The organism is Aquabacterium sp. (genome assembly GCF_036279655.1).
GTDB lineage: Bacteria > Pseudomonadota > Gammaproteobacteria > Burkholderiales > Burkholderiaceae_C > Aquabacterium.
This window is the reverse complement of the sequence record NZ_DASUIT010000163.1, coordinates 1-14,118: the sequence shown is the minus strand read 5'-3', so window position 1 is coordinate 14,118 and position 14,118 is coordinate 1. Positions and strand designations below refer to the sequence as shown.

The window sequence follows — 14,118 nt, the reverse complement described above, 5'->3', positions numbered from 1 at the left end:
TCAAAACGCGGTACCGATCTGGAACTGGAGTTTCTGGATTTTATCCTGATCGCTCTTCTTGATGGGCTGACCATAGCTCAGTTTGAGGGGGCCCACCGGCGAGATCCAGCTGATACCGATACCGGCCGACGCCCTGAGGTCGCCGAACTGCACCTTGTCTTCCTCACCCCAGACATTGCCCGCATCCACGTAACCGAACAGGCGCAGCGTGCGGTCCATGCCAGTGCCGGGGAAGGGCACATACAGCTCGGTGTTGACGTTCACGCGCTTGGCACCGCCCACGTAGGCGCCGTCCACGTCCACGGGGCCCAGGGAGTTCTGGTCGAAACCACGCACCGTGCCCAGGCCGCCGCCGTAGAAGTTCTTGAAGAAGGGATAGGGCTTGCCGCTCAGGCCTTTGCCCCAACCCAGCTCCGCATTGACACCCAGGGTGAAGCGGCTGGAGATGGGCCAGTACTGTTGGTACTGGTAGTTCGTGCGCAGGTAGCGGGTGTCACCCGCGATGCCCCACTCCACGTTCAGGCGCTGGTAGCGGCCATTGGTGGGCACCAGCACGCTGTCACGCGCGTCACGCGACCAGCCCAGGGTCAGGGGGATGCTGGTGCTCTTCTCGCCAAACTCGCTGCGGTAGTTCTTGTAGCTCAGCGGCAGACCATCTTCGCCCTTGATCTGCGTCTGCTCGATGCCCAGGCCAAAGTAGACCGTGTCGGACTCCGTGAAGGGCACGCCGAAACGGATGGAGGCGCCCGGGGTGATCAGCTCATAGTCCCCACCCTGGCTGCTCAGCGGCTTGGTGGTGCGGTAGAACATGTCGATCGAGCGCGAGATGCCGATGTCCGTGAAGTAGGGATCGACCGTGCTGAGCACGAAGGTGCGGTTGGACTTGCTGGTGTTGAACTCCAGGCCCAGATAGTTGCCGGTGCCGAAGACGTTGTCCTGCTTGATCGAGGCCGACAGCGAGAGCTTGTCCGCACTGGAAAAGCCCGCCCCCAGCATCAGGTTGCCCGTGGGCTTTTCCTCAACGGACACGGTCAGGTCGACCTGGTCTTGCGAGCCCGGCACCTCGGTGGTGTCGATGGACACATCCTTGAAGTAGCCCAGGCGGTCCACTCGGTCGCGCGAGAGCTTGATCTTCTGGCCGTCATACCAGGCCGACTCGAACTGGCGGAACTCGCGGCGAATCACCTCGTCACGGGTGCGGGAGTTGCCCGCCACGTTCACGCGACGCACATAGGCGCGGCGCTGAGGCTGCACCTGGAACACAGCCACCACCAGGCCCTTGTCGCGGTTGGCTTCGGGCTTGAATTCCGTGCGGGCAAATGCATAACCATAGGCCGCGAACTTCTCGGTGAAGGCGCGCGTGGTCGAGGCCACGTCTTCGGCCTTGTAGGGATCGCCGGGCTTGACCGTGACCAGGGCGCGGAACTCGTCTTCCTTGCCCAGGAACTCGCCTTCCAGGCGCACACCGGTGACCGTGTACTTGATGCCTTCGGTGATGTTGATGGCGATCGAGATATCCTGCTTGTCCGGCGAGATCGACACTTGGGTGGAATCGATGCGGAAGTCCAGGTAACCGCGGTTCAGGTAGTAGGCCTTGATGTTCTCGATGTCGGCATTGAGCTTGGCGCGCGAGTACTGATCCGACTTGGTGTACCAGGTCAGCCAACCGCCCGTGGACAGCTCCATCTGCGACAGCAAGGAGCTCTCGGTGAAGGCCTGAGCCCCGGTGATGCGGATGCTCTTGATCTTGGCGACATCGCCCTCGGTGACGGTGAAGGTCACGTTGACGCGGTTGCGCTCGACCGGGGTGATGGTGGTCACCACCTCGGCGCCGTACAGGCTGCGCGACAGATACTGGCGCTTGAGCTCCTGCTCGGCGCGATCGGCCAGAGCACGGTCAAAGGGCTGACCTTCGCCGATGCCGATGTCACGCAGGGCCTTGACCAGCACGTCCTTGTCGAATTCCTTGGTGCCCGTGAACTCGACCCGTGAGACCACGGGGCGCTCTTCCACGACCACCACAGCCACATTGCCGTCGATCTGGATGCGAACATCCTTGAACAGGCCCGTGGCAAACAGGGAACGCAGACCCGCCGCGCCCTTGTCGTCGGTGTAGGTGTCCCCCACCCGGAACGGCAGGGAGCCGAACACCGTGCCAGCGTCGGCACGCTGCAGGCCTTCGACCCGGATGTCCTTGATGACGAAAGGCTCGACTGCCCAGGCAGGCAAGGTCGAAAAACAGGCCAGCAGTGCAGCGGCCAGGGTCGGCTTGAGCCGATGAGAGGTCAGCGATGGAAATGGCATCGGGTTTCAGTGCATGCCCAGCAAGCGGGCGAAATCGTTGTAGAGGGCCAGCGACATCATCAAAAACATGACGGCCACTCCGCCGCGCTGCAGGCGCTCCAGCCACGCGTCGGAGACTGGCCGCCCGGTCAATCCTTCGAAAAGATAATACATGAGGTGCCCGCCATCCAGAATCGGCAATGGCAGCAGGTTGAGCACCCCCAGGCTGACGCTGACCAGGGCCAGAAAACCCAGATAGTGCGCCAGGCCCATTTCGGCCGATCGGCCGGCGTAATCGGCGATGGTCAGCGGGCCGCTGAGGTTCTTGACCGAGGCCTGTCCGATCACCATCTTGCCCAGCATCTCCAGGCTCAGCACCGACACATCCCAGGTGCGCTGGAATGCGCGCTGCAAGCCCTCGATCGGGCCATAGTTCACCTCGACCATCTCGGCGGGCGAACCGATCTCGGCCATGATGCGGGGCACGCGGCGATCGCCTTCCTCCTTGAGGGCAGGCGTCACGCTCAGCGTCAGCACCTGCTGGGCCCGCTCGATCTCCATGGGGATTGCTCGCGGTGCGGCATCGACATCACCCGCCGCGATCCAGGCACGCAACTGGGCCGCATCCTGTGGCTCGCGGCCATCGAACCGGATCACGCGGTCACCCGACTGCAAGCCGGCCGCCTCGGCGGGGCCCCCAGGCAGCACCTTGCCCACCCGAGGCACGGTGTAGGGGCCGGAAAACCCCAGACGGTCCATCAGCTTGGCATCCACATCGGACGCGGGCAGGCTGGCCGTGGAGATCACCAGGGTGCGTGTCGTGCCATCACGGCGCACCTGGGCACGCAGATCGTGCCCCTGCAGCACGGCCTGGGTCAGCATCCATTGCAGATCGCTCATGGAGCGCACGCTCTGCCATGCGGTGTCATCGCTCTCTGCGCCACCTGCTTCGGCATTGATCTGCGCCAGCGACACGATCTCGTCGCCCGAGACCATGCCCGCGCTGGCGACGATCGAGCCCGCCACCGGTGCGCCCAAGCGGGCCTTGAGCTCCTGCACGCCGGCCCAGTTGACCACGGCATACAGCAACACCGCCAGCGCCAGATTGGCCAGCGGCCCCGCCGCCACCACAAAAGCGCGCTGCCACAGGGGCTTGCGGTTGAAGGCGCGGTGCTGCTCGGCCGGCAAAACGGCGCCTTCGCGCTCGTCCAGCATCTTGACGTAGCCCCCCAGGGGCAGCGCCGACACCACGAACTCCGTCTCGCCGCGCATGCGGCTCCACAGCACCTTGCCAAAGCCCACCGAAAAGCGCAGCACCTTGACATCACAGGCCACGGCAGCACGGTAGTGGCCATACTCGTGGATGACCACCAGCACGCCGATGGTCACGAGAAAAGCCAGCACAGTCATCAACATCAGAGAGACTCCTTACGGGCCGGGGCACCAGGCATGGGCCGTCACCGCAGCGCGATGGTACCCGAGGTCATGCGTTCCACCGCCGACCTGGCCTGACGACGCGCTTGCGCGTCCAGATCCAGCAGGCCATCGACGCTGCGGGTACGGCCCGGCTCGATGACCAGATCGGCCAGGGTCTGCTCGTTGACCGCATGGATCTGATCAAAACGGATGCGCCGATTCAGGAAGGCATCCACGGCCACCTCATTGGCGGCATTGAGCACGCAAGTGGAGCCCTCGGCGCCCTTCAAGGTCTGCCAGGCCAGCGACAGGCCAGGGTAGCGCTGCTCGCAAGGGGGCTCGAAGGTCAAGGCGCTCAGGCGTGTGAAATCCAGCAACTCGCCACCCGACTCGATGCGCTCGGGCCAGGACAGACCATAAGCGATGGGCACCCGCATGTCGGGCGTACCCAATTGGGCCAGCACCGAGCGATCGCGGCAAACCACCATCGAGTGGATGATGCTCTGGGGGTGGATCACCACCCTCACCTGCTCTGGCGTCAGATTGAAAAGCCAGCGCGCCTCGATGACCTCCAGGGCCTTGTTCATCATGGTGGCCGAATCCACCGAGATCTTGCGCCCCATCACCCAGTTGGGATGGGCGCAAGCCATCTCGGGCGTGATGTCGCCAAACGTGGCCAGCTCCCGCTGCCGGAAAGGCCCGCCCGAGGCTGTGAGCACAATGTGATCGATGCGTGCAGCCCAGGTGGACGGATCCTCCGGCAGGCACTGGAAGATGGCCGAGTGCTCACTGTCGATGGGCAGCAAGGTGGCGCCACCCGCGCGCACGGCGTCCATGAACAACTGGCCGCCCACCACAATGGCTTCCTTGTTGGCCAGCAGCAGGCGCTTGCCGGCCCGGGCTGCCGCCAGACAGGGCATCAGACCGGCCGCACCGACGATGGCCGCCATCACCATGTCGACCTCGGGATGCTCGGCGACGTCTGCCAGCGCCTGCTCGCCACTGAGCACCTCGGTGGGCAGTCCGGCCTCGCGCACGGCCTCGCGCAGGCGCTGTGCGGCCGCCTCCTGGGGCATCACCGCGAAGCGGGGCCGCCAGTTCACGCACTGCGCGAGCAGTTCTTCGACACGGCTACCCCCAGCCAGCGCGAACACCTCGTAGCGATCCGGGTGACGGGCGACCACGTCAAGCGTGTTGGTGCCGATCGAACCGGTCGAACCCAGCACGCACAGCTTGAGCCGACCCAAAGGCAGGGATGGGGTGGTCATGGGCGTTTCACCATCCATGGCAGAGAGACATCAAGGCCATGGACAGCGGCAGCACCGGCAACAGCGCATCGATGCGATCCAGCACACCGCCATGCCCCGGGAGCAACTGGCTGCTGTCCTTGGCGCCCGCCTGACGCTTGATCAGGGACTCGAACAAATCGCCCACCACGCTCATGCCGGTGAGCGCCAGCACCGCCAGCACCATGCCCGGCGCACCCAGGCCCTGACGCAGGTGGCTGTACAGGCTGGGTGAATCCACCCCCACATGCGCATCCACCCACAACCACAAGGCGGCCAGCGCCTGCACGGCCAGCGCACCGGCGAGCACACCCTCCCAGCTCTTGCCGGGGCTGATGCTGGGTGCCAGCTTGCGTCGGCCGAAGGCTCGACCACCAAAGTAGGCGCCGATGTCGGCCGCCCAGACCAGGCACAGGATCGACAGTAGGAAATTGAGCCCCTGGAGCTTGGCTTCGGCCAGAGCCAGCCAGGCCACCACCAGCAGGGCCAGACCCAGCACGGCGCGCAAGGCCATGGGAACGGCGCGCCAATGCTGGCTGCCATGACGCAAGGCCATGGCGCCCCCCAACAGCCACACGAGCGCGGCGCCCCACCACAGCGGGGCCGGCACCGTGAATCCCACCAGGGTTTCGGTCAGGGCATGCACGTGCCCCTGCGAGGCACTCTGGCCCTCGGGCAGAGCCTGCCACACCGGCAAGCCCCACTGGCCTGCCAGCAGCAAGCCTGTGCCCGCCACGGCGGCGCCCAGCCCCCAGGCAGGCACGCCAGGGGCCTCGTTGAGGCGCGCCCACTCCCACCCTGCGGCCGCCACGAACAGCAGGCTCAGCAAGGCAAAAGGCCACAGGGCCTCCACCCAGAGCGTAGGCAGCAGGATCGCCACCAGGATCAGGGCCGTGATGACACGTTGCTTCAGCATGATCACGCCACTCCTGCGTCAGACGGCCCACCGGACTCATCGCCGCTGGCACCGACGTCGCCAAAGCGACGCTCGCGCTGTGCATAGTCGGCCAGGGCCTTGTCGAGCTCGCGTTCGTCGAAATCCGGCCAGAGGCAATCGGTGAACACCAGTTCCGCGTAGGCGCTTTGCCACAACAGGAAGTTGGACAGGCGAACCTCTCCCCCCGTGCGAATGAAGAGATCGGGATCCGGCGCGTAGCTCATGGCCATGAACCGCGACAGCGTGGCTTCATCCAGCATCTCGGGCTTCAGATTGGCCGCCAGCGCACGCTGGGCGGCCTGGACGATGTCCCAGCGGCCACCGTAGTTGAAGGCCACGGTCAGCACCAGTCGGTCGTTGTGCGCGGTCTTGGTCTGCGCATCCAGCAAGGCCTCGCGCACCTTGTCAGACACCGTGCTGAGATCGCCCACCACGCGGATGCGCACCCCATCGCTGCGCAGCTTGGTGAGGTGCTTGGACAGTGCCACGATCAGCAGGCTCATGAGGCCTGAGACCTCTTCTTCAGGCCGCTTCCAGTTCTCTGACGAGAAGGCAAAAACCGTCAGGTAATCAATGTGGCGATCGGCACACGCCTGCACGACACGCACCAGGGCATCCACACCGGCCTTGTGCCCCATGCCGCGCGGCATCAGGCGCTTGCGCGCCCAGCGACCGTTGCCATCCATCACGATGGCCACATGTCGGGGGACGCCAGGATCACGGGACGGGTCGGTAACTGCCATGGTATTTGTCATTGTTCAAAACAAGCGAGGCGGTCAGACCGCCTCGCACACACGATGAATCAGGCCAGAGGCCTGACCGTCACACCGCGAGGATCTCGGCTTCCTTGGCTTGAACCAGCTTGTCGATCTCGACAATGGTCTTGTCCGTCAGCTTCTGGATCTCGTCTTGCGAGCGGCGATCATCGTCCTCGGTGATCTCCTTGTCCTTGAGCAGGCGCTTGGCATGGTCGTTGGCATCACGACGCAGATTGCGCACGGCCACCTTGGTGTCCTCACCCGCGCTCTTGACGACCTTGGTCAGCTCCTTGCGACGCTCTTCGGTCAGCGGCGGCATCGGCACGCGGATCAAATCACCCTGCGTGGCGGGGTTCAAGCCCAGATCCGACTCTCGGATGGCCTTTTCGATCTTGGCGCCCATGCCCTTTTCCCAGGGCTGAACACTGATGGTGCGTGCGTCCACCAGGGCCACATTGGCCACCTGGCTGAGGGGCACCATGGAGCCGTAGTACTCCACGTGGATCTGGTCCAGGATGCCGGGGTGGGCACGGCCCGTGCGGATCTTGGTCAGTTCGTGCTTGAAGGCTTCGATGGACTTGGCCATCTTCTGCTCTGCGGTCTTCTTGATGTCTGCAATGCTCATGTGATGCTCCGTGCGGAAACGCTCATACCGGTGGCCGGCCCATGCTGACCGGCCGCGGGCTCAGACGTGGACCAGCGTGCCCTCGTCCTCGCCCATCACGACGCGCTTGAGCGCGCCAGGCTTGAAAATGGAAAACACCTTCAGGGGCAGATTCTGATCACGGCACAACGCGAAGGCCGTGGCGTCCAGCACCTGCAGGTTCTTGATCAGGGCCTCGTCGAAGGTGATGCTGGTGTAGCGGGTGGCCGAGGGGTCCTTCTTGGGGTCGGCCGTGTACACGCCATCGACCTTGGTGGCCTTGAGCATGATCTCGGCGCCGATCTCGGCACCTCGCAATGCGGCGGCGGTGTCGGTGGTGAAGAAGGGGTTGCCCGTGCCGGCGGCGAAGACCACCACCTTGCCCTCTTCGAGGTACTGCAGCGCCTTGGGGCGCACATAGGGCTCGACCACCTGATCGATGCTGATGGCCGACATGACACGTGCGGTCATGCCTTCCTGGCGCATGGTGTCGGCCAGGGCCAGCGAGTTCATCACGGTGGCCAGCATGCCCATGTAGTCGGCCGTAGCGCGATCCATGCCGACGGAGCCGCCCGCCACGCCGCGGAAGATGTTGCCGCCGCCGATGACCACCGCCACCTCGCAACCCAGCGAGGTCACTTCCTGAATTTCCTTGACCATGCGCACGATGGTGGCGCGGTTGATGCCGTAGGCATCGTCACCCATCAGGGCTTCACCGGAAAGTTTCAGAAGGATGCGCTTGTAGGCGGGCATGCAATCGTCCTTGTTGTCGTGTTCGTCGTAACCGGAGGCCGGTCACCACAGTGGGCGATTATCGCCATCTTGTGGTGCAGGCCCCGCTTTGGAGTGTATTCAGTGGCCGAAGGTTCCCGGCCAGGCACATACAACAAGGGGGCCCGTCAGCCCCCTTGTGTGCGTCAGGCCTTACTGGCCCTTGGCAGCGGCCACCGTGGCGGCCACTTCAGCAGCGAAGTCGTCCTGCTTCTTCTCGATGCCTTCGCCCACGATGAACATCGTGAAGCTCTTGACCGAGGTGTTGGTTGCCTTCAAGTACTGCTCGACGGTCTGCTTGCCGTCGGCGGCCTTCACGAAGACCTGGTTCAGCAAGGACACTTCCTTGAGGTACTTCTGAACAGCGCCTTCGATCATCTTGGCGGCGATGTCGGCCGGCTTGCCGGACTCGGCCGCCTTGGCCGTGGCCACGCTGCGCTCGGTCTCGATCAGGGCAGCGGGCACGTCGGCCGACGACAGGGAGACGGGCTTCATGGCGGCGATGTGCATGGCGACATCCTTGGCAGCCACGTCGTCACCGTCGAACTCCACCACCACGCCGATGCGGGCGCCGTGCAGGTAGGCGGCCAGCTTGCCGCCGTCAGCGTAGCGCTTGAAGCGACGGATGGACATGTTCTCGCCGATCTTGCCGATCAGGCCCTTGCGGACTTCTTCCACGGTGGGGCCGAAACCGTCTTGCGACAGGGGCAGCTCGCCGATGGCAGCGACGTCAGCGGGGTTGTTCTGGGCGATCAACTCGGCCACCGACTTGGCGAAGGCCAGGAAGGATTCGTTCTTGGAAACGAAGTCGGTTTCGCAGTTGATTTCGACCAGGGCACCGGTCGAGCCGGACACGGCAGCAGACACCACGCCTTCGGCGGTCACGCGGGTGGCGGCCTTGGAGGCCTTGCTGCCCAGCTTGACGCGCAGGATCTCTTCAGCCTTGGCGAAGTCGCCTTCGGCTTCGGTCAGGGCCTTCTTGCACTCCATCATGGGAGCGTCGGTCTTGGCGCGCAGTTCGGCAACCATGCTGGCGGTAATAGCAGCCATACTTTTCTCCGTTTGGTTCGGACACGGCCGTCACAGCCGTGTCACATCAGAATCTGTTTGAAAAAAGGGGGCCTCATGAGCCCCCTTTGGATCGGGTCTGACGACCCTTTCAAGCGGGTGATCAGGCGGCGTCGTTGACTTCGACGAATTCGTCGTCGCCCGTCGCAGCAGCGGCTTGCACCACTTCGTTCACGGCGTTGGCCTTGCCTTCCAGCACGGCGTCAGCCACGGCCTTGGCGTACAGCGCCACAGCCTTGGAGGAGTCGTCGTTGCCGGGGATGACGTAGTCAATGCCTTCGGGCGAGTGGTTGGTGTCCACCACGGCGATCACGGGGATGCCCAGCTTCTTGGCTTCGGCCACGGCAATCTTGTGGTAGCCGACGTCGATCACGAACAGAGCGTCAGGCAGGGCGTTCATGTCCTGGATGCCGCCGATGTCCTTTTCCAGCTTGGACAGCTCACGTTGGAACAGCAGGCCTTCCTTCTTCTTCAGGTTGTCCAGACCGGCTTCCACCTGAACCTGGGCGTCCTTCAGCTTCTTGATCGAACCCTTGACCGTCTTGAAGTTGGTCAGCATGCCGCCCAGCCAGCGCTGGTTCACGTAAGGCACGCCAGCGCGTTCGGCTTCAGCAGCCACCACGTCGCGAGCTTGACGCTTGGTGCCGATCATCAGCACGGTGCCGCGGCGAGCGGACAGCTGCTTGATGAACTTCAGGGCCTCTTCGAAGGCGGGCTGCGTCTTCTCGAGGTTGATGATGTGGATCTTGTTGCGATGACCGAAGATGTACGGGGCCATCTTGGGGTTCCAGAAGCGGGTTTGGTGACCGAAGTGGACACCGGCTTCCAGCATGTCGCGCATGGATACGGGCATAAAGAGCTCCAGAGGTTGGGTCTGGAAACCGCCAGAGATCACCCGCTGCGCACCTCTGTGCAACAGCGAAGCGACACCTTGGTTTTGGCGGTTTCGCGATTACGTTTGCCGACCTATTTCGGACAAACCCTCGGATTATAGCACGCGATCTCAGCTTCTCCGGCGGACACTCTTGCGGCTGGGCGCTTTCTTGCCAGCCGGGCGCGGTGACGCCGGCAGACCGTCGCTGCGCAACTCGTCACGCTGCGCCGACACCGCCCCCTTGCGGGCCGAACCCTTGCCTGCCTTCGCGGCCTTGCCCTCGCGCTTGGTGTCGCGATCACGGCGCTGCACGTCGGCCAGTTGCGCCTGCGCAGACTCGCCGCCTTCGCCTGCCCCACCCCGACCACGGCGACGCCCGCCCGTGGCCTCACCCAGCGGGCCCTGCCCTTCACGCACGATGCGGAAATCGATCTTGCGGCTGTCCAGGTCGACGCGGCTGACCTGCACCCTCACCCGATTGCCCACGCTGTAGCGCACCCCCGTGCGCTCGCCACGCAACTCCTGGCGCGCCTCATCGAACTTGAAGTAGTCACCTCCCAGCTCGGTGATGTGGATCAGGCCTTCGACATACAGGCCATCGAGTTGCACGAACAGGCCGAAGCTGGCCACCGTGCTCACCGTGCCGCCGTATTCCTCGCCCAGACGCTCACGCATGAACATGCACTTGAGCCAGGCTTCCACATCGCGGGAAGCCTCGTCGGCGCGGCGCTCGTTGACGCTGCAATGGATGCCAGCCACCTCCCAGGCCTGCGCCTCTTCGGTGGACACCTTGGCCTTGGTGCGCACCTTGGTGGGTGCCGCCGGCAAGCCCTTGGCGGGCGCCTTGCCGCCCTTGCCCTTGAAGGTGCTGGTCGACGACACCACGGTCGGAGGCAGCAGCAAGCCGTAGCGACCGCCGCCCAGCAGGGCCTTGATCACACGGTGCACCAGCAGATCGGGGTAGCGCCGGATCGGGCTGGTGAAGTGGGTGTAGGCCTCGTAGGACAGGCCGAAGTGGCCACTGTTGATGGGCGTGTAGATCGCCTGCTGCATTGAGCGCAGCAGCATGGTGTGGATCTGCATCGCATCGGGCCGCTCCTTGGTGGCCTGGGCGATCGCCTGGTATTCGCCGGGCGTGGGCTCTTCACTGAGGCTCAAGCCCAAGCCCAAAGCCTTGAGGTAGTTGCGCAGGGTCTGGCGCTTTTCAGGTGTCGGGCCTTCGTGGACTCGGTAGAGCGCTGGATGACGTGCACGCTCGATGAACTCGGCCGAACAGACGTTGGCGGCCAGCATGGCCTCCTCGATCAGGCGGTGCGCCTCGGTACGGGTGCGCGGCACAATCTTGGCAATGCGTCCGTTGTCATCGCACACGATCTGCGTCTCGGTGGTGTCGAAATCGACCGCGCCACGCTCTCCCCGCCCCTTGAGCAAGGCGCGGTAGACGTCGTACAGATTGAGCAGATGCGGCACCAGCTCGGCGCGACGCAGGGCCTCGGGCCCCCGCGTGTTGGCGATGATGGCCGCCACCTCGGTGTAGGTGAAGCGCGCATGCGAGCAGATCACCGCCGGGAAGAACTGGTAGGCATGGATCTCACCTTCGGCCGTGATCAGCATGTCACACACCATGGACAGGCGATCGACCTCCGGGTTGAGCGAGCACAGGCCGTTGGAGAGCTTCTCGGGCAGCATCGGGATCACGCGACGCGGGAAGTACACCGAGGTCGCACGCTCGTAGGCGTCGCTGTCCAGCGGCTCACCCGGCTTGACGTAGTGACTCACATCGGCAATGGCCACCAGCAGGCGCCAGCCATTGGGCTTCTTGGCGCGACCGATGCAGGCCGGTTCGCAGTACACGGCATCGTCGAAGTCGCGGGCATCTTCACCGTCGATGGTGACCAGCGGCACGTCTGTCAGATCGATGCGGTGCTTGCGATCGGCCGGGCGGATCTTGTCGGGCAGCTTGGCCGCCTGCGCCATCACCTCGTCGCTGAACTGGTGCGGCACTTCGTACTTGCGCACTGCGATCTCGATTTCCATGCCGGGATCGTCGATGCCACCCAGTACCTCCGTCACACGCCCGACAGGCTGCGCGTGCAGCGAAGGCTTTTCGGTGAGCTCGACCGCCACCACCTGGCCGGCTTCCGCGCCCGCGGTGGCCTTGGCAGGCACCAGGATGTCCTGACCAAAGCGCCGATCTTCGGGCGCCACCAGCCAGGCGCCACCTTCATGCAAGAGGCGGCCGATGATGGGCGTCTTGCGGCGTTCGATGATGTCGAGCACCTGCCCCTCGGGGCGGCCCCGGCGGTCGTAGCGCTGCACCCGCACCCGCACGATGTCTCGGTGCAGGACCGTGCGCATTTCCTGCGGGGACAGGTAGACGCTGACGGCGCCGTCGTCGGTGACCACAAAGCCATGTCCATCGCGGTGGCCTTGCACCACACCTTCGATTTCGGAGCCCAGGCCCACAGAATTTTGTATTTTGCTTGTCATGCTTGTAATTTTGATGCTATAGTTGCGGTCTTCGCTGATCACAGCGAAGAAAAAAAGTACCTGCCCAGGTGGCGGAATTGGTAGACGCACTAGTTTCAGGTACTAGCGGGTAACTCCGTGGAGGTTCGAGTCCTCTCCTGGGCACCAGATTGAAGCCGCATGATCGAAAGGTCATGCGGCTTTTCTCATGTGATCCACCCTTCAGGTGGCAAAGTGCGCAGCGAATGAGTCGATGTGCAACGCCACGGCGGGCGAGATGAGCCAAGACGCACGCCATCGACCGCATGGCCGGCCAGGATGAACACAGAAATGTGCGTGTGAACTGCATTGCCTTGCAGAGTACATCAAGCTGATCGATCTGATCGCCGGATCTGACGCAATGTCATAGCCACATCCCTCCCTCGCTCATACGCGCCACAGTTGTTGCAAGAAATCTGCATCGCACGCCAAAAGACCTCAAAAGCCGTGCTATAGTTCAATTCTTGACGCAGCAGAGCAAGCAATTGCAAAGCAGCATAAGTCAAACAAGTACCTGCCCAGGTGGCGGAATTGGTAGACGCACTAGTTTCAGGTACTAGCGGGTAACTCCGTGGAGGTTCGAGTCCTCTCCTGGGCACCAATTGAAAAGCCGTTCAGTCCACCGACTGAACGGCTTTTTCTTTGGTCCGAGCGCTCACCCGCCGGGCCCAGGCCTGGGCAATGCCGTCAAACGCAGGCATCAATTGCTCCCGGGCCGACGCATCCAGACCCGCAGGGCACACACAGGCGTCCACATGGCACGCCAGGCTCTGCCCCACGCCCAGCTTGAAAGCAAACACGACCACATTCTCCAGATCGTCGTCGCCCACCACCAGCACCGCACCACCGAACGCCATGCGAATCCGCTGAAGGCAAGCAGACAGGTGCTGCAAGCTGGCGGGCAAATTGGCCACCAGCACGCCACCCGGCTGCAGCGCATCGGCGCAATCGCGGTAAAAGCGCGCAGACGCCAGCGGACCCGGCAATCCCTGGTCATCGAAGGCGTCGAGCAAAAGCACGTCATAGTGCTGCACCACCTCACGGATGAAGCGGGCGCCATCGGCCTGGATCACCCGAAAGCGCGGCCCATCGGCAGGAACACCAAACTCCTCACGCAGAGCAATGACATGGGGGTTGATCTCCACCACGTCCATGTGAGCCTGCGGCAGATGATGGTGGCAGAACTTGGCCAGAGATCCCCCACCCAAGCCCATCATCATGATGCGCTGCGGACAGGGGGCAAACATCAGGAAGCCCATCATCGTGCGGGTGTAGCGCAGGTCCAGAGCATGCGGATCGTGCAAGTGCATGCGACTCTGGATCTCATGGAGCGAGAAGTGCATCGACCTGGATGTCTCATCCCGGAAGACATAGGGCCGGACGTGCTCCTGATCGCTCGATTCCTGACTCATGGGCGCTCAATCATCCCCGCGTGAACAAAAAAGGCGCCTCGATGAGCGCCTTTCAAACCCGCCATGCACAACCCGGATCACCCCTGGTGCTTCTTGACCAGGGCCTCTGGGCGCAGGGTGTCGTACTCTTCGAACGGCTGGTGGATCCAGGGGCTGGTGGGC

The 14,118-nt window shown here is 63.7% G+C and carries 11 protein-coding genes, 2 tRNA genes and 1 pseudogene; 2 read left to right on the top strand and 12 right to left on the bottom strand.

Annotation, left to right across the window (positions count from 1 at the left end; translation table 11 throughout):
• From bamA to rnr, 10 genes are all read right to left on the bottom strand, one after another.
• A complete protein-coding gene (bamA, locus tag VFW84_RS17210; RefSeq protein WP_329681699.1) occupies positions 1 to 2,304 on the bottom strand; it encodes an outer membrane protein assembly factor BamA in 2,304 nt (767 codons plus the stop codon).
• Between the two features lie 6 nt (positions 2,305 to 2,310).
• Complete coding sequence (gene rseP / locus VFW84_RS17205; RefSeq protein ID WP_329681698.1) at positions 2,311 to 3,699, bottom strand: RIP metalloprotease RseP; 1,389 nt, start codon at positions 3,697 to 3,699, stop codon at positions 2,311 to 2,313.
• 41 nt (positions 3,700 to 3,740) lie between these two features.
• The gene (gene ispC / locus VFW84_RS17200; RefSeq protein ID WP_329681697.1) at positions 3,741 to 4,967 is read right to left on the bottom strand and encodes a 1-deoxy-D-xylulose-5-phosphate reductoisomerase; all 1,227 of its coding nucleotides are present in this window, start codon (positions 4,965 to 4,967) and stop codon (positions 3,741 to 3,743) included.
• Positions 4,968 to 4,974: 7 nt separating this feature from the next.
• Positions 4,975 to 5,901 (bottom strand): phosphatidate cytidylyltransferase, encoded by a 927-nt coding sequence (locus tag VFW84_RS17195; protein WP_329681696.1) that lies wholly within the window; start codon positions 5,899 to 5,901, stop codon positions 4,975 to 4,977.
• Between the two features lie 2 nt (positions 5,902 to 5,903).
• Positions 5,904 to 6,665: a polyprenyl diphosphate synthase gene (uppS, locus tag VFW84_RS17190; protein ID WP_329681695.1), complete on the bottom strand. Its 762-nt coding sequence runs from the start codon at positions 6,663 to 6,665 to the stop codon at positions 5,904 to 5,906.
• Positions 6,666 to 6,744: 79 nt separating this feature from the next.
• Positions 6,745 to 7,305, bottom strand: coding sequence for a ribosome recycling factor (gene frr, locus VFW84_RS17185; protein ID WP_329681694.1), 561 nt, complete (start codon positions 7,303 to 7,305; stop codon positions 6,745 to 6,747).
• A 60-nt stretch (positions 7,306 to 7,365) separates the two neighbouring features.
• The gene (pyrH, locus tag VFW84_RS17180) at positions 7,366 to 8,076 is read right to left on the bottom strand and encodes a UMP kinase (RefSeq protein WP_329681693.1); all 711 of its coding nucleotides are present in this window, start codon (positions 8,074 to 8,076) and stop codon (positions 7,366 to 7,368) included.
• Positions 8,077 to 8,247: 171 nt separating this feature from the next.
• A complete protein-coding gene (gene tsf, locus VFW84_RS17175) occupies positions 8,248 to 9,144 on the bottom strand; it encodes a translation elongation factor Ts (RefSeq protein WP_329681692.1) in 897 nt (298 codons plus the stop codon).
• Between the two features lie 121 nt (positions 9,145 to 9,265).
• Positions 9,266 to 10,015 (bottom strand): 30S ribosomal protein S2, encoded by a 750-nt coding sequence (gene rpsB / locus VFW84_RS17170; RefSeq protein WP_329681691.1) that lies wholly within the window; start codon positions 10,013 to 10,015, stop codon positions 9,266 to 9,268.
• A gap of 150 nt (positions 10,016 to 10,165) precedes the next feature.
• Positions 10,166 to 12,526, bottom strand: coding sequence for a ribonuclease R (gene rnr, locus VFW84_RS17165; protein WP_329681690.1), 2,361 nt, complete (start codon positions 12,524 to 12,526; stop codon positions 10,166 to 10,168).
• A gap of 62 nt (positions 12,527 to 12,588) precedes the next feature.
• On the opposite strand from rnr, the gene VFW84_RS17160 reads away from it, so the two are divergent.
• Positions 12,589 to 12,673, top strand: a tRNA-Leu gene (locus tag VFW84_RS17160).
• 387 nt (positions 12,674 to 13,060) lie between these two features.
• Positions 13,061 to 13,145: transfer RNA gene (locus VFW84_RS17155), tRNA-Leu, on the top strand.
• Positions 13,146 to 13,158: 13 nt separating this feature from the next.
• Here VFW84_RS17155 and VFW84_RS17150 read toward each other — a convergent pair.
• Positions 13,159 to 13,956 (bottom strand): fused MFS/spermidine synthase, encoded by a 798-nt coding sequence (locus tag VFW84_RS17150; RefSeq protein ID WP_329681689.1) that lies wholly within the window; start codon positions 13,954 to 13,956, stop codon positions 13,159 to 13,161.
• 77 nt (positions 13,957 to 14,033) lie between these two features.
• Positions 14,034 to 14,118, bottom strand: a pseudogene (locus tag VFW84_RS17145) (phosphoribosyltransferase); the annotation flags it as partial.

What these genes read in the sequence shown, in the direction of transcription:
- tsf (WP_329681692.1), bottom strand. Translation starts at nt 9,144, where the DNA reads ATGGCTGCTATTACCGCCAGCATGGTTGCCGAACTGCGCGCCAAGACC.
- frr (WP_329681694.1), bottom strand. Translation starts at nt 7,305, where the DNA reads ATGAGCATTGCAGACATCAAGAAGACCGCAGAGCAGAAGATGGCCAAG.
- VFW84_RS17195 (WP_329681696.1), bottom strand. Translation starts at nt 5,901, where the DNA reads ATGCTGAAGCAACGTGTCATCACGGCCCTGATCCTGGTGGCGATCCTG.
- rpsB (WP_329681691.1), bottom strand. Translation starts at nt 10,015, where the DNA reads ATGCCCGTATCCATGCGCGACATGCTGGAAGCCGGTGTCCACTTCGGT.
- bamA (WP_329681699.1), bottom strand. Translation starts at nt 2,304, where the DNA reads ATGCCATTTCCATCGCTGACCTCTCATCGGCTCAAGCCGACCCTGGCC.
- ispC (WP_329681697.1), bottom strand. Translation starts at nt 4,967, where the DNA reads ATGACCACCCCATCCCTGCCTTTGGGTCGGCTCAAGCTGTGCGTGCTG.
- uppS (WP_329681695.1), bottom strand. Translation starts at nt 6,665, where the DNA reads ATGGCAGTTACCGACCCGTCCCGTGATCCTGGCGTCCCCCGACATGTG.
- VFW84_RS17150 (WP_329681689.1), bottom strand. Translation starts at nt 13,956, where the DNA reads ATGAGTCAGGAATCGAGCGATCAGGAGCACGTCCGGCCCTATGTCTTC.
- rseP (WP_329681698.1), bottom strand. Translation starts at nt 3,699, where the DNA reads ATGTTGATGACTGTGCTGGCTTTTCTCGTGACCATCGGCGTGCTGGTG.
- pyrH (WP_329681693.1), bottom strand. Translation starts at nt 8,076, where the DNA reads ATGCCCGCCTACAAGCGCATCCTTCTGAAACTTTCCGGTGAAGCCCTG.
- rnr (WP_329681690.1), bottom strand. Translation starts at nt 12,526, where the DNA reads ATGACAAGCAAAATACAAAATTCTGTGGGCCTGGGCTCCGAAATCGAA.